General features: G+C 45.6%; 20 protein-coding genes. 19 read left to right on the forward strand and 1 reads right to left on the reverse strand.

All coding sequences use genetic code 11. The features are described from left to right. Nucleotides 1-3 precede the first annotated feature (3 nt). From rfbD to LFX25_RS07345, 7 genes are all read left to right on the forward strand, one after another. Nucleotides 4-924, forward strand: a complete 921-nt coding sequence (gene rfbD, locus LFX25_RS07315) for a dTDP-4-dehydrorhamnose reductase (RefSeq protein ID WP_238729648.1) — start codon at nt 4-6, stop codon at nt 922-924. Beyond that, the gene (rfbB, locus tag LFX25_RS07320; protein ID WP_238729649.1) at nt 921-1,970 is read left to right on the forward strand and encodes a dTDP-glucose 4,6-dehydratase; all 1,050 of its coding nucleotides are present in this window, start codon (nt 921-923) and stop codon (nt 1,968-1,970) included. Before rfbD ends, rfbB begins: the two co-directional genes overlap by 4 nt. Further along, nucleotides 1,971-2,855 (forward strand): glucose-1-phosphate thymidylyltransferase RfbA, encoded by an 885-nt coding sequence (rfbA, locus tag LFX25_RS07325; protein ID WP_238729651.1) that lies wholly within the window; start codon nt 1,971-1,973, stop codon nt 2,853-2,855. It abuts the gene before it with no gap. A 39-nt stretch (nt 2,856-2,894) separates the two neighbouring features. Further along, nucleotides 2,895-3,863, forward strand: coding sequence for a glycosyltransferase family 2 protein (locus LFX25_RS07330; RefSeq protein WP_238729652.1), 969 nt, complete (start codon nt 2,895-2,897; stop codon nt 3,861-3,863). 5 nt (nt 3,864-3,868) lie between these two features. Next, entirely contained in the window at nt 3,869-4,789 is a 921-nt protein-coding gene (locus tag LFX25_RS07335; protein WP_238729654.1) for a glycosyltransferase family 2 protein, read from the forward strand. Nucleotides 4,790-4,900: 111 nt separating this feature from the next. Then, complete coding sequence (locus LFX25_RS07340) at nt 4,901-5,749, forward strand: glycosyltransferase (RefSeq protein ID WP_238729655.1); 849 nt, start codon at nt 4,901-4,903, stop codon at nt 5,747-5,749. A gap of 231 nt (nt 5,750-5,980) precedes the next feature. Continuing rightward, complete coding sequence (locus LFX25_RS07345; protein WP_238729657.1) at nt 5,981-7,372, forward strand: DASS family sodium-coupled anion symporter; 1,392 nt, start codon at nt 5,981-5,983, stop codon at nt 7,370-7,372. Nucleotides 7,373-7,422: 50 nt separating this feature from the next. Here LFX25_RS07345 and LFX25_RS07350 read toward each other — a convergent pair whose 3' ends face one another. Continuing rightward, on the reverse strand, nt 7,423-7,560 hold the full coding sequence (locus LFX25_RS07350; RefSeq protein ID WP_238729659.1) for a hypothetical protein: 138 nt from the start codon (nt 7,558-7,560) through the stop codon (nt 7,423-7,425). Between the two features lie 167 nt (nt 7,561-7,727). Here LFX25_RS07350 and LFX25_RS07355 point away from each other — a divergent pair, with 167 nt between their 5' ends. The 12 genes from LFX25_RS07355 to LFX25_RS07410 all read left to right on the forward strand — a co-directional run bounded on the left by LFX25_RS07355 (nt 7,728) and on the right by LFX25_RS07410 (nt 18,558). Then, nucleotides 7,728-7,964, forward strand: coding sequence for an antitoxin (locus LFX25_RS07355; RefSeq protein WP_238731537.1), 237 nt, complete (start codon nt 7,728-7,730; stop codon nt 7,962-7,964). A gap of 1 nt (nt 7,965) precedes the next feature. Further along, the gene (locus LFX25_RS07360) at nt 7,966-8,400 is read left to right on the forward strand and encodes a TA system VapC family ribonuclease toxin (protein ID WP_238729661.1); all 435 of its coding nucleotides are present in this window, start codon (nt 7,966-7,968) and stop codon (nt 8,398-8,400) included. Between the two features lie 45 nt (nt 8,401-8,445). Next, the gene (locus tag LFX25_RS07365) at nt 8,446-9,027 is read left to right on the forward strand and encodes a YdeI/OmpD-associated family protein (protein ID WP_238729662.1); all 582 of its coding nucleotides are present in this window, start codon (nt 8,446-8,448) and stop codon (nt 9,025-9,027) included. 123 nt (nt 9,028-9,150) lie between these two features. Next, on the forward strand, nt 9,151-10,389 hold the full coding sequence (locus LFX25_RS07370) for a CapA family protein (RefSeq protein ID WP_406600523.1): 1,239 nt from the start codon (nt 9,151-9,153) through the stop codon (nt 10,387-10,389). Nucleotides 10,390-10,453: 64 nt separating this feature from the next. Further along, a complete protein-coding gene (gene rpsF / locus LFX25_RS07375; RefSeq protein ID WP_238729666.1) occupies nt 10,454-10,729 on the forward strand; it encodes a 30S ribosomal protein S6 in 276 nt (91 codons plus the stop codon). Continuing rightward, nucleotides 10,722-11,165 (forward strand): single-stranded DNA-binding protein, encoded by a 444-nt coding sequence (locus LFX25_RS07380; protein WP_118957317.1) that lies wholly within the window; start codon nt 10,722-10,724, stop codon nt 11,163-11,165. The genes rpsF and LFX25_RS07380 overlap by 8 nt, the downstream gene beginning before the upstream one ends. A gap of 12 nt (nt 11,166-11,177) precedes the next feature. Then, the gene (rpsR, locus tag LFX25_RS07385; RefSeq protein ID WP_238729667.1) at nt 11,178-11,489 is read left to right on the forward strand and encodes a 30S ribosomal protein S18; all 312 of its coding nucleotides are present in this window, start codon (nt 11,178-11,180) and stop codon (nt 11,487-11,489) included. 9 nt (nt 11,490-11,498) lie between these two features. Then, nucleotides 11,499-11,948 carry a 50S ribosomal protein L9 gene (rplI, locus tag LFX25_RS07390; protein ID WP_238729668.1) on the forward strand — a complete coding sequence of 150 codons (450 nt, stop codon included), beginning with the start codon at nt 11,499-11,501 and terminating at the stop codon, nt 11,946-11,948. Between the two features lie 17 nt (nt 11,949-11,965). Then, nucleotides 11,966-13,294 (forward strand): replicative DNA helicase, encoded by a 1,329-nt coding sequence (gene dnaB / locus LFX25_RS07395; RefSeq protein WP_238729670.1) that lies wholly within the window; start codon nt 11,966-11,968, stop codon nt 13,292-13,294. Nucleotides 13,295-13,336: 42 nt separating this feature from the next. Then, nucleotides 13,337-15,142, forward strand: coding sequence for an aspartate--tRNA ligase (aspS, locus tag LFX25_RS07400; RefSeq protein WP_238729672.1), 1,806 nt, complete (start codon nt 13,337-13,339; stop codon nt 15,140-15,142). 109 nt (nt 15,143-15,251) lie between these two features. Next, nucleotides 15,252-16,133 (forward strand): PhoH family protein, encoded by an 882-nt coding sequence (locus tag LFX25_RS07405; RefSeq protein WP_238729674.1) that lies wholly within the window; start codon nt 15,252-15,254, stop codon nt 16,131-16,133. Between the two features lie 4 nt (nt 16,134-16,137). Further along, nucleotides 16,138-18,558: an HD family phosphohydrolase gene (locus LFX25_RS07410; protein WP_238729675.1), complete on the forward strand. Its 2,421-nt coding sequence runs from the start codon at nt 16,138-16,140 to the stop codon at nt 18,556-18,558. Nucleotides 18,559-18,564 lie beyond the last annotated feature (6 nt).

The raw sequence follows: 18,564 nt of genomic DNA on the forward strand, positions 1-18,564 counted from the left end.
AATATGATTTATTATACCGGTAAAAACGGTCAGCTTGGCCGGGAATTATCCAGTCGTTTGAACGCAATCGGATTGGAATCGATCGGTTTCGGAAGAGAGGATTGGGATCTGACAAATCCGGATGTTGTCGAAACCGTTCTGGGGAAAAATCCGAAAGTATTGATTCACTGCGGCGCATATACCGCTGTCGATAAGGCCGAGTCCGATCGCGAAACCGCCTACAAGGTCAACTCCGAGTCCGTAAAAAAAATCGCCGAGGAATGTTCGAAAAGAAACATTCGACTGATCTACGTCTCCACCGATTTCGTTTTCGATGCGGGTTCCGATACGATCGAAGACGTGATTCGATTTTGGAAACCGGATTCCCCTTTATCGCCGAAGGGTGTTTACGGTCTTTCGAAAGCGGAAGGGGAGAATTGGATACGAAAGACATTCGGAAACTCCGCAGGCGCGAACATAGTTCGCACAAGCTGGGTTTATTCTTCCCATGGAAATAACTTTCCTAAAACGATCCTTCGTCTTTTGGCCGACGAGAATCGACCGGAATTGAAAGTGATCGAAGATCAGCTAGGTCGTCCCACTTGGGCCGGAAGACTTGCCGATTTTCTAATATTCTTAGTTCAAGGAATTCTAAAGGGAGAATCCTATCCGCAGACGTTGCATTTTTCAAATTCGGGAATCGCGAGCTGGTTCGATTTCGCCGTTGCCGTTCGGGACGAAGCGCATTCTATTTCGTTAATCCGAAGTGCCAAGCCGATTCTTCCGATTCCGACGGAGAGTTACCCGACGCCCGCGCCGAGACCGCGCTATTCTATTTTAGATTTGGAAGAAACCAGAAAGATATTCGGACCGATTCCTCACTGGAGAGAAGACTTAAAGCTCTGTCTTGAAGAGATCGTTTCGATGTCCGGAAAAAAAGTATGAAGAAAATTTTAGTAACCGGAGGGGCCGGATTTATCGGTTCCAATTTCGTTCATCTTCTTTTGGAAGATACTCGCGAATATCAAGTGATCGTTTTAGATAAGCTGACTTATGCGGGAAATTTGAAAAGTCTGGATCGCTGGAAAAACGATTCCCGATTTATTTTTGTCAAAGCTGATATCGCCGATAAGGATCAAGTTGCGGACGTTTTTCAAAAACACGAGTTTGACTTTATCGCACATTTTGCGGCGGAAAGTCACGTCGACCGATCGATTACGGGACCGGAAGAATTCGTTCGGACGAACGTTCTCGGGACGTTTTATCTTTTGGATGCCGCGCGTTTGCAATGGAAGAATTCTTTTGACGGAAAAAAATTCCTTCACGTTTCGACGGACGAGGTGTTTGGAACGTTAGGCGATACCGGATTCTTTACGGAAGAAACTCCGTATGCTCCGAATTCTCCGTATTCGGCGTCCAAGGCAGGTTCGGATCATCTGGTGCGTTCCTACTTTCATACCTATCATATGCCGGTCGTAACGACCAACTGTTCCAATAACTACGGCCCGTATCATTTTCCTGAAAAGCTGATTCCGTTGATGATCCTGAATTGTCTTCACGGAAAACCTCTTCCCGTTTACGGAGACGGAAAGAATATTCGAGATTGGTTATATGTTAAGGATCACTGCGAGGCGATCCGCGTCGCTCTATTTCAAGGAAAGCCGGGCGAAACATACAACATAGGCACTCGAAACGAAAAAAGAAACATCGATATCGTAAATTCGATCTGTTCGATTATGGACGAACTTCATCCGGCCGGAGCGCCGCATTCCAAGTTGATCCAATACGTCAAGGACAGACCGGGACACGACTTCCGCTATGCGATCGATCCTTCTAAGATTGAAAAAGAACTCGGATGGAAGCCTAAATTCAGTTTCGAATCCGCTCTTCGGGAAACGATTCAGTGGTATTTGGAAAACGAATCTTGGTGGAAGGAAATCCTTTCCGGTCAATACAAAGAATATTATGAAAGTCAGTATGAGAAACGTTAGATGAAATCAAGAAAAGGAATTATTCTCGCGGGAGGTTCGGGCACCAGGCTTTATCCGGTGACCCATGTGATCTCCAAACAACTTCTTCCGGTTTACGATAAACCGATGATCTATTATCCGCTAACTACGCTTATGTTAGCGGGGATACAAGATATTCTCATCATCTCGACGCCGCAAGCGACTCCGATGTATAAGGAGCTTTTGGGAGACGGAAAACAATGGGGGATCAATATCGAATATGCGGTTCAGCCGGATCCGGGAGGGCTTGCGCAAGCCTATTTGATCGGCGAGAAGTTCGTAAACGGACATCCTTCCGTCTTGATTTTAGGCGATAATATTTATTTCGGTCACGATCTTTCCGCGCTTTTATCGGGTGCTTACGAAAGAACCTCCGGTTCGACCGTTTTTGCGTATCCGGTTCATGATCCGGAACGATACGGGGTTGTGGAATTCGATTCGAATCGACGAGCGATTTCGATCGAAGAAAAACCCGTTAATCCGAAATCGAATTATGCCGTTACAGGACTTTATTTTTATGACGAAGACGTAGTGAACATCGCTAAATCCATCAAACCTTCTCCAAGGGGAGAATTGGAAATCACCGATGTGAATAAGGTTTATCTGGAACGAGGCACTTTGAACGTGCAGGTGATGGGACGCGGGTATGCCTGGCTTGATACCGGAACGCACGAATCCCTTTTGGAAGCTTCGGTATTTATCGAAACGATCGAAAAAAGACAAGGTCTGAAGGTGGCTTGTCCCGAAGAGATTGCGTTTCGAAAAGGTTTTATCAACGCGGCCGACCTTGAAAAATTGATCGAACCTTTGAAAAAGAACGGATACGGGCAATACCTCTCCAAGGTTCTTCACGAAAAGATCTACTGAAGATCGAATTGCCCCGCCATCGATTTTCGTGATTGTTGAATGCAAAATTATAATATTATAACAATCACATACAATTCCGAAAAATACATCTCAGCGCTGGATGATTCCATGCAGTTGCCGTCCGGTTGGAATTGGCTCATTTGGGATAACGATTCCAGGGACGGAACAAGGGATTTACTTGAGAAACTTCCGAAAAAGAAACGGAGAATCGTTCATTTCAGCGAGCGAAACCTCGGGTTTGCCGGAGGAAATAACGCCGCGGTCAAGGTCGCTTCCGAAGCCGATTGGATTCTTTTGATCAATCCCGATTCTCGTCTTGCTCCGAACTTCTTTGAGGAATGCGAGAAAACCCTATCTTCCCGAGGAAAAGAATATTCCGTGATTTCATTTTTGATGCTCAAAGAGGACCAAAGAGAAGTCGTCGACGGTGCGGGGGATATCTACCACGTTTCCGGCGCTGCATGGAGAAGGGGTTATAAACAAAAACTCGCGCAGGAATATCTCCAAGAAGCGGAGATATTTTCCGCGTGCGGCGGTGCGATGGCGATTCGTTCCGAACTTTTCGAACGGCTCGGAGGATTCGATGAAGATTTTTTTTGCTACATGGAAGACGTGGATCTAAGCTTTCGCGCGCGACTTCTCGGTGAGAAGGTTTTATTTACTCCGAATGTTCGAGTCTTTCATCACGGTTTCGGTTCGACCGAAGAAAGAAGTTCTTTTTCCCTTTATTACGGTTTGCGAAACGCATTGGTCGTTTATTGGAAGAACATGCCTTTGTTGTACGGTTTGCGATTTTTGTTTCATCATCTTCTTTTCTTTTCGATCAGCATACTCTTTCATTCCATTCTTACGAGTCCTAAAATCTTAGCGGTCCCCTTTGCGTTTTTGAAAATGTTGCCGGCGTTGATTCGTAAGCGGAGAATCGTTCGTAAAACGCAGAATGTCCGATTTGATTCGCTCATGAATCTGATGAATCGGGAATTGCTTTCTCCGTTTCGTAAAAAATAAAATCGATGATAGAACGTTTTTCTCCGTTAGCCGTAATCGTTACTTACAATCCCGAATTTTCGAAAACCTTCCGAAACGTCCTGAATTTAAACGAGAATAAAGTTCCCGTTCTAATCGTAGACAATCATTCCCGGAATACGGAAGAGATCCGCTCTCAAATCAAAAAACCAAATCTGTTTTTGGAGAATCCTAAAAATCTCGGATTGGGATTTGCCCTCAATAAAGGAATCGAATATGCGAAGAAGAACGGCTATTCTCACGTTTGGCTGTTCGATCAGGATAGTTTATTGGAATCCGAGGCGATTCGATTTTTTTTGGAGAAGGTGAAGTCGTTCGAGCAAGACGCACCGCTCGCCAAAAAGAAAGTCGCTTCGTTCGGTCCGAATATTTTCGATTCCGTTAAAAATCGAAACATATATGGATTGAAGAAAATTTCGGATGCTTTCTTAGACGCTTCCTTTTTGATTACGTCCGGCAGTTTTTATCCGTTACATGTCTTCGAGGAAGTCGGACCGATCCAGGAGGATTTTTTTATCGACTATCTCGATTACGAATGGTGTTTTCGTGCGAACTATAAGGGTTATGTTCATAAGATCATCGCCGCCTCGAAGATGAATCATTCGATCGGAAATCGTTCCAAAAACATATTCGGAATTTTTAAAATAGCGATCCATTCTCCCTTTCGTTGGTATTTCTTGTTTCGAAACGGAATTTGGATGTGCAAACTTCCGCATGTACCCTTTCGATTTAAATCGGATATATTGATAAAGTCTTTTCTTCGACTTCTTCTCCTTCCTTTTTTCGGCGGTTCGATTATTAAAACCTTTCGTCATATTCTTCACGGAATCCGAGACGGGTTCGCAGGCGGACAATCTTCGTTTTATAGGAATTTGGTCGGTGCCGACTCGGATTCCGGCTCTCGTTGAAACGTTTCGATTTTATCCGGAAGAATCTCTTGAAACAAGATTTTTTCCAAGTGCAGACGTTCATCGACGGATGTCTGCTTTTTCGAAAATAAATACAAATCAGGTGACAGTTTGAATTTCGGGGTTACAGTTTCGATCGTATTATATAAACCGAATCTTTCGATTTTAAGGGAATCTTTGGAATCGCTTTTAGCTTCCGTCGCGTATCAAATTTCTAAGAATGATTCGAAGACGCGATTTCAAATCGATGTCTTGGATAATTCGCCTTCGTTTTCGCAAGAGGTTCAGAGTTTTCTGAACGATTACGCCAAGGCGCGGGAGTTTAAGAAACAAGTCGCATTTCGATATATTCACCTGCCGGAAAATCCGGGTTATGGAGCCGCAAACAACCGTTCCCTATTGGAGTCGAAAACGAAATACCATCTTGTTCTCAACCCGGACATCAAAATGATTCCTCAGACGTTGGATATATGCGCGCGTTATTTGGAAGAACATTCCTCGTGCGACGCTGTTGTTCCTTCCGTTTGGGATTGGGGCAGCGACGGTAAGGACGTCGCTACGATGCAGTTTTTAGTGAAATCGTATCCGACCGTTTTCGTTTTGTTTTTGCGGTCCTTTGCTCCAAAATTTTTGAAATCGTTTTTTCAAAAGTACTTGGACGCATACGATTTAAAAGAAAGGGATTGGCGCCGAGCACAGGAATCGGTTCCTCTCGTAAGCGGATGTTTTATCTTCGCGAAAACGGAATCGTTGCGGAAGATCGGCGGCTTTGACGAAAGTTTCTTTTTGTATTTCGAGGATTTCGATTTATCGATGCGCTTAAAACGAAAAGACTACTTGCCTAAGGTGAAAATTTTTCACAAGGGCGGTAATTCTTCCAAAAAAGGTTTTTTGCATATTCGACTTTTTGTAACTTCCGCGTTTCGTTTTTTTATGAAATTCGGTTGGAAATTGATTTAGAATTTGTCCCAAACTGAATGTGGTTTGATCCAAGTTTGGAAACGTTTCGTTCAGGAGAGCACGATTCCATTCTCGGCTTTAAGCCCGATATTTTTTCTGTGAATTCGTCTGTCGGAACGAGTAAACATAACTCCTTGTCGAAATGAAAACGGAATTTTTGCGGGAATTTTTTAAAACTTTCAACGAATATTTCAATTTCTGCATATGCTACTTTATCGGAAACTATGTTCGATGCGTAATTTAATCACGACGTTTGTTACTCTCGTTTTTATTGGAATCCTATTTTGGATTCAGGTTCGGTTTGCGATTCCTCTCGGAGTCGCGATTATGATCTGCCTATTTTGTTTGGCCGCCGCGTTTTGGGTTTTAGAACCGATTCCGGGTTATGCGACTTCGATTCTGATTCTTTTTCTTGAGATTGTGTTTTTTGCAAATCCAACCGGAATCGAAGCTTTGAAATTCCAGCACGGCAAAAATCCGACGGCATCGGTCTTTTTGTCTTCGATCGCGGATTCTTCCATCATACTTTTTTTAGGCGGTTTTGTTTTGGCAAAGGCTTGTGTGAAAACTGGATTCGATCGTTTTCTTGCAAACCGGATCATCCGCAAGTTCGGGACCAAGAGTCATCAAGTTCTATTGGGTTTTATGTTTACCACCGGTTTTATCTCGATGTGGATGAGCAATACTGCGACGACTTCGATGATGATCGCTCTTTCGTTTCCCTTGTTTCAGATTCTCCCCGAAAAGGAACCGTTTCGAAAAGCGCTTCTTTTGGGAATTCCGTTCGCCGCGAATATCGGAGGAGTTGGGACGCCGATCGGCTCTCCGCCGAATATCATCGCAATGAGCATTTTAAAACAACAAGGCATTTCGGTTTCGTTCGGGACGTGGATGCTCTTTGCGCTTCCTCTTGTCGTCGTTTTAATTTTGTTCGCGTGGTTTCTTCTTTTGAAATTGTTTCCTGAAAACGGTTCGTTGGATTTGATCGTTGAATTTCCCGAACCGGAAGGCGGAACCAAATCTTTCTCGTTTCGGACGACATCCGCGATTTTTTTGGGAACGGTCGCGCTTTGGTTTACGGAAAATCTTCACGGAATTCCCGCGGGGGTGATCGCATTATTGCCTTTGATCCTCTTTCCTACGTTCGGAATTTTGAATGAGAAAGACATCAACTCTTTGGAGTGGTCCGTTCTGCTTTTGATTGCGGGTGGAATCGCGATCGGAATCGGGCTTCAACAAAGCGGGATGAGTCTTTGGTTTTCGGAAATTCTGAAACCTATTACAAAACCGGAATATGCGGTAAGTGTGTTATTTCTTCTTTGTATTTTAGCGCTTTTGCTCAGTACTTTTATGTCGAATACGGCCGCTACGAATCTTTTGGTTCCGTTTGCGTTTCCTTTATCTGCGATCATTTTGCCCGGATCGGAAGCGTATCTTTTGGAGATTTGTCTGGGCATCGCCCTTTCCGCCTCGTTGGCGATGTCGCTTCCCGTAAGCACTCCGCCGAATGCGATCGCGTATGCGGTGGGCGGTTTTGAAATCAAGGATATGATCAAAGCCGGTTTACCGGTCGGAATTTTCGGTTTGATTTTGACGTTGCTCGCCTATTTTATGTTTTTATAATACGATTGGAATTGTTCGGTTTTCCGTTTCTGATTGTCTTTTTTATTGATTTATTTTCCTTCCTTCCTTCCTTCCTTCCTTCCTTCCTTCCTTCCTTCCTTCCTTCCTTCCTTCCTTCCTTCCTTCCTTCCTTCCTTCCTTCCTGTAATTTCCCTTTTTGAATCTTTTGCTGGATCGGTTTGATTCACCCGCCGATTCATACAACCTGCCTCAATCGACCAACGGTTTGAGAGTCAAAACTCATCCCGAAAAAGAAGCTCCTTAAAAGTCGGCGTAAAAAAAGATAGTATACGGGAAAAATACTTGAAGAAACCCATAAATATGGGACCATAAAGATGTGAAAACGACGTTAGAAATACCGGATTTATTGTATAAAAAAGCGAAAATAAAAGCCGCAGAGCGGGGAGTTTCGATGCGAAACTTGGTCATAGAAGCATTGGAGCATACTCTCAAAATGGAAGAAGACGTTAGACAAAGACGAGGTGAGTCCGGCTTCGAAACCAATAGCCACGGCTGGCCCGTTCTTTCCAAAAAGAAAGGAGTCAAGGTAACGAACGAAATCATCAACACAATCAAGGAGGAAGAAAATTAGGATGGGATACTTGTTGGATGCAAACGTATTGATCGCACTCAGTGATTCCAATCATACCTTTCATGAAAAGGCTTGGAAGTGGTTTGATCGAAAAGCGAAGAACGGATGGTCGACATGTCCGATCACTCAAAACGCGCTCGTTCGTATTCTAAGTCATCCTTCTTATCCAGGGAGTCCGGGTGGAGTAGAGGTCGCTTCGGAAATTTTGCATTCCCTTTTGAAAGTGAAAGGTCATAAGTTTATTCCCGATTCGATTTCGATCGATTCTCCCTCGTTTTATTTGGATATCGTTTCCATCCATTCCAAACAGCTCACGGACGTTTATTTGCTGTCTCTCAGTGTTCATCACAAAGTTAAGTTCGCGACGTTCGATTCTAAGATTCCCTATAAAGCCGTAAATTACGGAAAGGAACATCTGGAAGTAATCGCCGCTTAAACTTTCTTTGATAAACCCGGAAACAAGCGCTCAAGTCTATTTTTTATGAAAGAAATTTTTAACGGTTGTCCGGTTTTATTTTTTAAAAATCGAAAAGAATGGGCGACTTGGTTGAAAGCGAATCATCGATCCGATTGCGCGATTTGGATCAAACTCGCCAAAAAAGAATCCTCGATTCCTTCGATCACTTATGCCGAAGCGCTGCAAGTGGCCCTTTGTTACGGTTGGATCGACGGTCAAAAACAGAAATACGATGCTTCGCATTGGCTTCAACGATTTTCGATTCGAGGTTCCAAAAGTATTTGGTCCAAGATCAATCGAGAGAAAGCGGAGCAGTTGATCGCTTCCAAAAAAATGAAGGCTCCGGGACTTGCAGCCGTCGAAGCGGCCAAGAAAGACGGAAGATGGGATAAGGCTTACGCTTCTCCCAGTAAGATGGAAGTTCCGGACGAATTTCAAAAACTTCTGGATACGAATTCCGCCGCCAAAAAGTTCTTTGAAACTTTGAATTCCGCGAATCGTTACGCGATTCTTTTTCGAATTCACAATGCAAAGAAGGAAGAAACCAAAATCAAACGGATGAAAGAGTTCTTGGAGATGTTAAAAAGAAAGGAAACTCTTCATTAAGCCGCTTTTTCAACGGGAAGGGCTAACGACTCTTAACGGCTTATCCGAAAAATCTCGAAAAAAATCTTTCCAATCTTGGATGAAATGGGGAACTTACCCACAGTGCTTTTTTCTTTTCTTCAGATGCCTTATTTACTTTTATCTAAAATTTATTTCCTAATCAAATCCAGATTCGTTGTTCGTTTTGCAGCGGCCGTTTTTTTTATTCCTCTTCTATTTTTTTCCTGTATCCCCGGGTTTTTAAAGAATTCTTCTTCGGAAACGAACGAATCGAATTCTCCCTCCGCTCTGGAAATCATCCAAGACAAGATCGACGCGGTTCTTCATCCCGAACACAACCGGGATCCGGAACTACTCAAGGTTTTGGCGGGCGGGGACGTTATGTTCAATTGGGGAATTCGCGACACGATTCAAAAACACGGAGAGATTGCGCCCGTGGAAGGTTTGAAATCCTTGTTCGGAGAAGCGGACTTTCGAATGGTCAACCTGGAAACTCCTGTCGTCGCTTCCAAAACGGAAGAATCCAAAAAGGCTTATATTTTTACCGCACACGAAAAGGATCTCGATTCGCTGAAATTTTTGGGGATCGACATGGTGTTTCTCGGAAACAATCACTCCTTCGATCACGGTCCGAACGGGATGGTCGAGACCCTGAGTATATTAAATAAAAATAATATTCTAAATATTGGCGCGGGGAAAAAACTTCCGGACGTATTCGATCCGTTGCACCTTAGTCTGAAAGGTTCGGATCTGAGAATTCATTCCGTTACGGCGATCGCCGAACAATCGCATTACGCGACTCCTACGAAATCGGGCGTTGCTCCGTTTGTTCTTCCCTCCTTGCAAGCGGCTTTTTTCGAACGTCGTCCCGTTCGCCGAGGGAATCCTCCTCCGGTTCGGATCGTTTCCCTGCATTGGGGAGTCGAATATTCTCCCTTTCCGACACCGGATCAGAGGAAAATCGCCCGCGCGTTGATCGATTCCGGCGTTAAGATCGTGATCGGTCATCATCCGCATATTCCGCAAGGAGTGGAATTGTATCGGGGCGGGGTGATTTTGTATTCTCTCGGGAATCTGATTTTCGGAAGTAGGAACTCCTACCTCAATCACAACTTGATTGCAATTCTCCATATTAGAAAGAATGTTTTGGAAACCGTAGAGCTTGTCCCGATCTTCGGGAAGTTCCAGAAAGAGGACCACAAAATCCGTCCGGTTCGAGGCAAAGAAGCGCAGGAGTTCCTACAAGAGATCGCGGTTCTATCGAACGAACTCGGAACCAGGCTTCGAGTCGAGGAAGAAAGGGCCTTTCTGGATCTTCCGACAAATTCCACCTTGACCCCGGGCTCCAAACGCAAAAAATAGGTTAAATTATCGGTTCTTCTGCTCGCCGCGAACCGCAGGCGGGCTATAACCATAGGGGAAACTTTTGAGAAACTACGAACTCACCACCATCACACGTGTGAGCGCGCGGGAAGCTGCAAAGTCCGAGATTCAGGATACTTTGAAGAAATTCTCCGTGAGCGTCACCTCCGACGAAGATTGGGGCCAAAGAAAACTCTGGCATCCGATCAAACACGAAGAGCAGGGCATTTTCCACCACTACAAATGCAGCGCGGATCCAGGCGCCATTGAAAAAGTGGAAAAGGAATTCTTAATCAACCAGAACATCCTTCGTTCTATGGTTGTGCGCCTCAATGGCTAATGATATCAACAGAGTGACTCTGGTCGGCCGCTTAACGCGGGACCCCGAGTTCAAATCGATCAACGGGACTTCTCTCGTAAACTTCTCCTTGGCCAACGGCCGGACCTATGTGTCTAACGGAGAAAAAAGAGAAGAGTCTCACTTCTTCGATTGCGAAGTCTGGGGAAAACCGGCTGATATCATTCAACAATACTGCAAAAAAGGAAAGCAGATTGCCATTGAAGGAAGATTGAAGCAGGACACTTGGGAAACCCCCGAAGGCAAGAAGGCTTCTCGGATCCGGATCGTAGTTGAAAACTTTCAACTTCTCGGTTCCAGAGACGATTCTTCTTCCTCTTCATCGGGCGGCTCCTCTTCCTCCGGAGGAAATTCTTATCCATCCTCTCCGGAATACTACAGCCCTGCACCGGATGGTGACGACGACATACCGTTTTAATGAGGTACACTTATGAGTGAAAACGAAGTAAAAGAAGAACGTTCCGAAAGACCGGAACAAAGCGACGCTTCCGCTGAAATGGAAGGCAAGCCGCAGAGAAAACAGAACAAATACAAGAAGAAGGTTTGCCGTTTTACAGCGGACCCGGAACTTGCGAAACAAATCAATTATAAGAACATCGAGCTTCTGGAAAGATTTATCACTAACCGCGGTAAAATCATCCCAAGAAGAATTACGGGAACCAGCGCTCGTTATCAAAGAGTTCTCGCTCGCGAAATCCGCAAAGCAAGAAGCATCGGTCTTCTTCCTTACAAGGTGAACTGAGGTACGAACATGAGAGTGATCCTACAAAAAGACGTTATCAATCTCGGAGACGCCGGAGATACGAAAGAAGTTGCGGACGGTTACGCAAGAAACTTCTTATTTCCAAAACGACTTGCAGTTCGTGCAAACGAAGGAAACACCAAAGCCGCTCTTCACCAGAAGAAGTTGGGCGAACTCAAACGTGAAAAACGTAAAAAAGCGATGGAAGGAGTTTCCGCGAGTCTGAACGGGAAAGAATACGATATTCTCGTGAAAACCGGCGGCGGAGATAAACTTTTCGGAGCCGTTACTCCGATCGACGTCGCTTCCATTCTGAAAAAGAACGGAGTCGAACTCGATAAAAGAAAAATCGAAATCGCTGAGCCAATCCGCAACCTGGGATCTTACAAGATCAAAATTCGTCTCGCAGACGGAATCCAGCCCGTGATTACGCTCAACGTAAAAAAAGAAGAAGAATAATCCTTCTTTAGGGGACCATGCAGTCCGACTCCTTATACGAACCGGAATCCGAAAGGGCCTTTTTAGGATTCCTGCTTCTTAAAGGGGCGGACAACTTGATCGACGTTCCCGTCGTTCCCGAAGACTTTTATGTGGATCTCCACAGAAGAGTCTATCGGGCGATCGCCGACTTAGTCGACAAACGGATCACGATCGATCCGGTTTCCGTTCTCAACTTCCTCAAAGAAAACTCGCTTCTCAAAGACGAAGAAAAAGAATTCAATTATATTTATTCTCTCTATAGAGATACCGTCGTTACGCAGCCGCTTGCGTACTACGCGACCCGGATCAAACGTTTCTCCGAGCGGAGAATGTATGCGAAGATTCTCCAGGATTCTCTCGAACTCATCCGCAAGGAACCGGGTGACAACGAATCCGTCTTCAACACGGTTGAAAAGAATCTCACAGAAATTTCCAGAAGCATAGACGCTAAAGGTCTGCTTCCCGTTTCGACCGATAAAGTCGCTCTCTCCGATTACATCATGGAGATCATGAAGAATCGGGGGCAGATCACCGGCCTTCGAACCAACTTCACCAAACTCGACGAAGCGACTTCCGGTTTGAAGGAACACGAATTGATGATTCTCGCGGCCCGTCCCGGTAACGGTAAAACCACGTTTGCGCTCAACATAGCGTCTAACGTGGCTTTGGATTACAATCAACCGGTCGTCATCTTCTCTTTGGAGATGAGCCGAATCGAACTTCTTCTGAAGATGGTCTGCGCTCATTCGCAGGTCGAGTCGATGAAGTTGAAAAAATCCGAACTTACCCGTTCGGACGCCCCCAAACTTTTGGATTCGATCGTAAAGGTCACGGCGGCTCCGATTTACATCGACGATTCCGGCGGTTTGACGATCGACGACTTCAAAGGTCGCGTGCGTAAGCTTCTTACCACGGAAAAGATCGGCTTAATCGTCGTCGACTATCTCCAGTTGATGAGCGATCCGAAGAACAAGGAAGGGGGGCGTCAACAAGAGGTCGCTTCCATCTCCCGTTCTCTCAAACAGATGGCAAAGGAAGCGAAATGTCCGATCATCGCGCTTTCTCAGATGTCCCGGGCGGTGGAACAAAGATCCAAGGATCAAAAACCGCAGCTTTCCGACCTTCGGGAATCGGGCGCGATCGAGCAGGATGCGGACATCGTGTCCTTTATCTATCGAGAAGAAAAGGTAAAGGGAGAAGAGGAGATCAGCCCGGAGATGCGCGGTAAGGCGGAGATCATCATCGCAAAAAACCGTTCCGGCCCTATCGGTTCTTTTCATCTTGCCTTTAGGCCCGAGCTTAGCAGATTTGATAATATAGATTAATTTAGAGGCCCGTTTGCGGTCTCACATAGGAAACAGAAATCATTGGAACAGTGGATTCAGGAAAGTTATAAGAAGCGCTCGTGGGCGGGAGAATTGAGCGAGTCCCAAGAAGGTCAAAAAGTCGTTCTCTACGGTTGGTCGTTTCGTTTTCGCGATCAAGGCGGAGTGATCTTCATCGATCTCCGCGACAGAACCGGAATCATCCAAGTCGTCGCGCGCAAAGAACTTCTCGGCGATTCTTTTACTCTTGCGGAGAAGGTCCGTTCCGAATACGTTCTCGCAGTAACCGGAACTCTTAAAAAACGCGACGCTGAATCCATTAACCCGAGAATGCAGACCGGAACCATCGAAGTCGTTCTGGACAAATTAGAAATCTTGAATGCTGCAAAAACTCCTCCGTTCTCCCTGGACGAGTTCGACGAAGTTTCCGAAGAACTCAGACTGAAATACCGTTATCTGGATTTCAGAAGAGAAGAATTAAAGAACCGGATGATCAAACGGCACGAATTTATATTCGCAATCCGTAATTATCTCAACAAACGCAAGTTCGTCGAAATCGAAACTCCGATCCTGAACAAATCCACTCCGGAAGGCGCGAGAGATTTTCTCGTTCCTTCCCGTTTGAATCCGAATCAGTTTTATGCGCTTCCTCAATCTCCTCAGATTTTCAAACAGATTCTGATGGTCGGCGGAATGGAACGTTACTTCCAGATCGTAAAGTGTTTCCGCGACGAGGACTTACGCGCGGACAGACAACCCGAGTTCACTCAGCTCGATATGGAATTCTCCTTTGTAAGCCAAGAGGAAATTCTTTCCGAGATCGAAGGTCTCGTCGCTGAAATCTATAAAGAAGTTTTTAACATTCAACTTACCGTTCCTTTTCCGAGAATGACTTATAAAACCGCGATGGAAGAATACGGTTCGGATAAACCGGATCTTCGTTTCGGTATGAAACTCGTGGACGTTTCCGAAATCGTAAAAGACTGCGACTTCAACGTATTCTCGGGCGCGGTGAAAAGCGGAGGAACCGTAAAGGTCGTTTGTGTTCCGGGCGGTTCCATCATTTCCAGAAAGGAAATCGAAGACTATACTGCTTGGTTGAACAGAGACTACAAAGCAAAAGGTCTCGCGTATATGAAACACGGAAGCGACGGTCTCGAATCCACGATCACAAAACGTTTTAAAAAAGAGGAACTCGAAGCGATTTCCAAAGCCTGCGGCTCGAAAGAAGGGGATATGCTCTTCTTCGGCGCCGACGAAAAGGAAATCGTCAATCACTCGTTAGGCGCTCTTCGTCTCAAACTCTCCGAACGTTTTGAAACCCCGAAAGAAGGGGAGAACAATATCACTTGGATCGTTGACTTTCCTATGTTCGAGTGGAACAAAGACCACAAACGCTGGGACGCTCTGCATCACCCGTTCACTTCTCCGTCCGACGAAAGTATTCCATATTTTGAATCTATGGAAAGCCTGCAAAAGAACGCGGGGAACGCGACCGCAAAGGCATACGACCTCGTGATGAACGGAGTCGAGATCGGAGGAGGTTCGATCCGGATTCATTCTCGCGACGTTCAGAACCAAGTGTTCAAGGTTCTTGGAATCGAAGAGGAAGAAGCAAAGGAAAAATTCGGATTCTTGCTCGAAGCTCTGGAATACGGAGCGCCGCCTCACGGCGGTTTGGCGTTCGGAATCGATCGTATGCTGATGCTTCTTACCCACGGAAAATCGATCCGAGACGTGATCGCCTTCCCGAAAACACAAAAGGGTCTTTGTTTGATGAGCGAATGTCCTTCTCCCGTGGAAGAAAAACAGCTCCAAGAACTCAAGATCAAACTCGTAAAGGTATAAACTTATTTCCACGCGCAAAGAACAGTTTAATTTCGAGAACCAGGACTTATATCGCAAGATCTGCGGTATCAACGACGAAGGCGTAAAAATTCTCGAAAAACAACTCGAGATGGACATCATCCCGAGGGGAAACGGGTTTCAACTCGAAGGCGAATCGGCTAAGGTCGACTTCGCGTTGGATTTTTTTAAAAAGCTCGAAGCGAACTATCAGGAAAGACCGGACCGGGATTTTACCGATTCATTCGATTTTGCTTATATTCTAAAAGACGCAGGTAAGGAACTCCGCAAAAAAAAGGTATGGGAAACCGAAACCGATCGGGCCATGCCTTGGAAACCGAGCGAGAAAATTCTCACCACATACCGCGGAAAACATATCTTTCCCAGAACCAGAAATCAGGAAACGTATTTCAGATCCTTTCAAGACAATCTAATCACGTTCGCCCTCGGTCCTGCGGGAACCGGAAAGACGTTTCTTTCGGTTGCGACCGCTTGTAGATTTTTGCAGGCCGGGACCATCGATAAGATCATCCTTACGAGACCAGCGGTGGAAGCGGGGGAAAACCTCGGATTTTTACCGGGCGATCTCAACCAAAAAGTGGACCCGTATCTTCGTCCGGTGTACGACGCTCTTAACGAATGTATCGGAGCCGAAAAAACGCAGGAATACATCGCTCTCACAAAAATCGAAATCGCGCCCGTCGCGTTTATGCGGGGAAGAACTCTTTCGAATGCGTTTATCATTTTGGACGAGGCTCAGAACTGTACTCTGGCGCAGCTCAAGATGATTATGACTCGTTTGGGAAGATCTTCGCGCATGTGTATTTCGGGCGACTCGACTCAGATCGATCTGGAGCACGGCCGCTCGGGACTCGAAAAAGTGGTGACTTTATTCAAAAACACGGATCAAATCGGAATGGTGTTTTTTGGGAAAGAAGATATTACCAGACACCCTCTCGTGGAAGTAATCGTACGCAAGTTCGAGGAGTTGTAATCGTATGCCCAGTCCGGGAGAACAAGTAGAATCCGCAATGGCGTGGATTACGGACACGCTTACCAGAGTCCGTCCGATTCTATTCGTTCGAAGATTTCAAGTCGGCTTAGTGATCATCACTTTGCTCATGGTGACTTGGATGCTTGCGATCCCGTTTTTCGGTCAGGATAAGATGGATCTTTCTCCGGACGGTCTCTATTCGGAAGGAAAGACCGCTCCCGAAAAGATCGTATCCGCAAAAGAAATCGTCTACGAAGACGAGGATAAGACCAAGGCCAAAAAACTCGCCGCCTATCAATCCGCTCCTTTCGTTTTCGACCGAGATTACGCGGCTCTTCAAGATCAGATCAACAACGCGATCCAAGAGGATATGGAGAATTTTCGCTCCTTCAAGCCCAGCGCGGAAGGTCGGGCGTATCCCGAGCTTTTGGGCGTCGTTCCCCGTTGGAAAAACCGTTCCAAAGAAGAGATCGAACTCTTATACAAAACTCCCGGCAAGGGAAAACTCAAAGACCTCGTTCAACAATACTCTAATTTAGTATTTTCTTCTTTTTGCATATTGAGGGATTTACCGCCGGATTACGCCGCTTTGAAAATTTCCGGCGCCCGCGTTCGGAATCAGGGAATCAAAGAACAAATCTCGAACTTGGAAGGAGCTTATATCGTTCCAAGATCCTATCTCTATCGCGATCCCGATACGGTGAACGTCCTCAACCGAATGGCGCAGGAAAAACTTTCTAGGATCGATCCGGCGCTTCTTCCGATCGTTCAGAAAATTTCGCTGAGTTATATCTATTCCAATCCGTCCTGTTCGTTTAACAACGAAGAGACGTTGTCCGCAAAACGATTCGCGTCCGACCGGGCCGAGCCGGTCAACTCTCGAATTTTAGCAGGAGAGGTGATCGTAAAATCCGGAGAGGTGATTACGCCGGAAATATTCAAAAAATTGCAGATCGTAAACACGTACGCGACCCGGGCAAACATCGCTTCGATCGCGTCGATTCTTCTGATCCAGACGGTTTTTGTCGTGATCATCTATTTCTTTTTAAAAAAATACAATCCGAAACGGATGAACGACGTTTCGAGTAACGTGATCGTATTTTCCTTAATCTGGTTTTTGGTTTTAAGCTGCACGATCGCATCGAGAATTTTCTTCAACTTCGAGACGAAATACGATACGATCTTTTACTTTGCATTGTTCGTTCCCGTGGGAATGGTCTGTCTCATCATCAGCTTTATCTACGACGAACAACTTTCCATCGCGATCGGATTTTATCTTTCCTTCTTCGTCTTTATGGCTTCGCATTACAATCCGACCTCGTTTATGCTCGGGTTCGTTTCCTGCATCGTTTCGGCGAGCTATGGAAGAAATCTAAAAAAACGGATCGACTTCATCAAAGCGGGATTGTATATCGCGGGAGTTCAGATCATCATCGCTTCGAGCGGTTATCTATTCGATTCGAGAAACTATTGGGTGGCGATTCCGAGCGGTTCTTGGCTTAAGGATTTGATCGAGTCGAACATATTCAAATTGTACGTTCTTTGTCTGATCAACGGGTTTGCCTGTTCGACCGCGGCTCAATTCCTGCTTCCGATCTATGAATATCTTTTTAACGTTCCAACCCGTTTTAAACTGATGGAACTTGCGGACACGGGCCATCCTTTGTTACAGGATCTTTTGACTAAGGCTCCTTCCACATACACGCATACGTTTATGGTCGCGGCGCTTTCCGAACGTGCTTGTCAAAACCTCGGATTGGATTGGCTCCTTACAAGGGTCGGAGTCTACTTTCACGATATAGGAAAAATTCCGAACGCCGGATTTTTTGTCGAGAATCAGCATTTGATTCCCAAAAAGGAAAACATCGACAAGAACAATCCTGCGCTTGCGGCAAAGATCGTCATCGATCACGTGTTAGACGGAATCGAAATGGCTAAAAAAGCGAGGCTTCCGAGAGAGGTGATCGACTTTATTCCCGAACATCACGGAACGTCGACGATGGCCTTTTTTTATCATAAGGCTTTGTCCGAACTTTCTCCCACACAAAAGAAGAAGTTGAAAAAACAGGACTTTCAATATCCGGGTCCGAAACCTCAGAGAAAAGAAACCGCGATCGTGATGATCGCCGATTCTCTGGAAGCGGCGTCGCGTTCTTTGGAGGAAATCACTCCCGAATCTTTGGACAATCTGATCACGAAGATCATCGGAATCAAACTCGCCGAAAATCAATTGGACGAATGCGGACTTACCCTAGGCGACCTCGAAATCATCAAGGCTTCGTTTAAGGAAGTATTGTTGTCCAGTCTTCATTCCAGACCGAAATATCCTAGCATGGAAGCCACGAAAGCATTAGAAAAAAAGAATGCTCTAAACGCCGCGAACAGCCATAAGAACTCGAAAACCGCAACGGGGAAAGGCAACTGACCGCGG

Source organism: Leptospira sanjuanensis, from assembly GCF_022267325.1.
Classification (GTDB): Bacteria; Spirochaetota; Leptospiria; order Leptospirales; family Leptospiraceae; genus Leptospira; species Leptospira sanjuanensis.

Coding starts and splice junctions, on each gene's coding strand:
- rfbB (WP_238729649.1), top strand. CDS start 921: ATGAAGAAAATTTTAGTAACCGGAGGGGCCGGATTTATCGGTTCCAAT.
- LFX25_RS07380 (WP_118957317.1), top strand. CDS start 10,722: ATGGCTAATGATATCAACAGAGTGACTCTGGTCGGCCGCTTAACGCGG.
- LFX25_RS07335 (WP_238729654.1), top strand. CDS start 3,869: ATGATAGAACGTTTTTCTCCGTTAGCCGTAATCGTTACTTACAATCCC.
- rfbD (WP_238729648.1), top strand. CDS start 4: ATGATTTATTATACCGGTAAAAACGGTCAGCTTGGCCGGGAATTATCC.
- rfbA (WP_238729651.1), top strand. CDS start 1,971: ATGAAATCAAGAAAAGGAATTATTCTCGCGGGAGGTTCGGGCACCAGG.
- LFX25_RS07370 (WP_406600523.1), top strand. CDS start 9,151: ATGCCTTATTTACTTTTATCTAAAATTTATTTCCTAATCAAATCCAGA.
- LFX25_RS07360 (WP_238729661.1), top strand. CDS start 7,966: ATGGGATACTTGTTGGATGCAAACGTATTGATCGCACTCAGTGATTCC.
- LFX25_RS07405 (WP_238729674.1), top strand. CDS start 15,252: ATGGACATCATCCCGAGGGGAAACGGGTTTCAACTCGAAGGCGAATCG.
- LFX25_RS07345 (WP_238729657.1), top strand. CDS start 5,981: ATGCGTAATTTAATCACGACGTTTGTTACTCTCGTTTTTATTGGAATC.
- rplI (WP_238729668.1), top strand. CDS start 11,499: ATGAGAGTGATCCTACAAAAAGACGTTATCAATCTCGGAGACGCCGGA.
- rpsR (WP_238729667.1), top strand. CDS start 11,178: ATGAGTGAAAACGAAGTAAAAGAAGAACGTTCCGAAAGACCGGAACAA.
- LFX25_RS07330 (WP_238729652.1), top strand. CDS start 2,895: ATGCAAAATTATAATATTATAACAATCACATACAATTCCGAAAAATAC.
- dnaB (WP_238729670.1), top strand. CDS start 11,966: ATGCAGTCCGACTCCTTATACGAACCGGAATCCGAAAGGGCCTTTTTA.
- LFX25_RS07365 (WP_238729662.1), top strand. CDS start 8,446: ATGAAAGAAATTTTTAACGGTTGTCCGGTTTTATTTTTTAAAAATCGA.
- LFX25_RS07410 (WP_238729675.1), top strand. CDS start 16,138: ATGCCCAGTCCGGGAGAACAAGTAGAATCCGCAATGGCGTGGATTACG.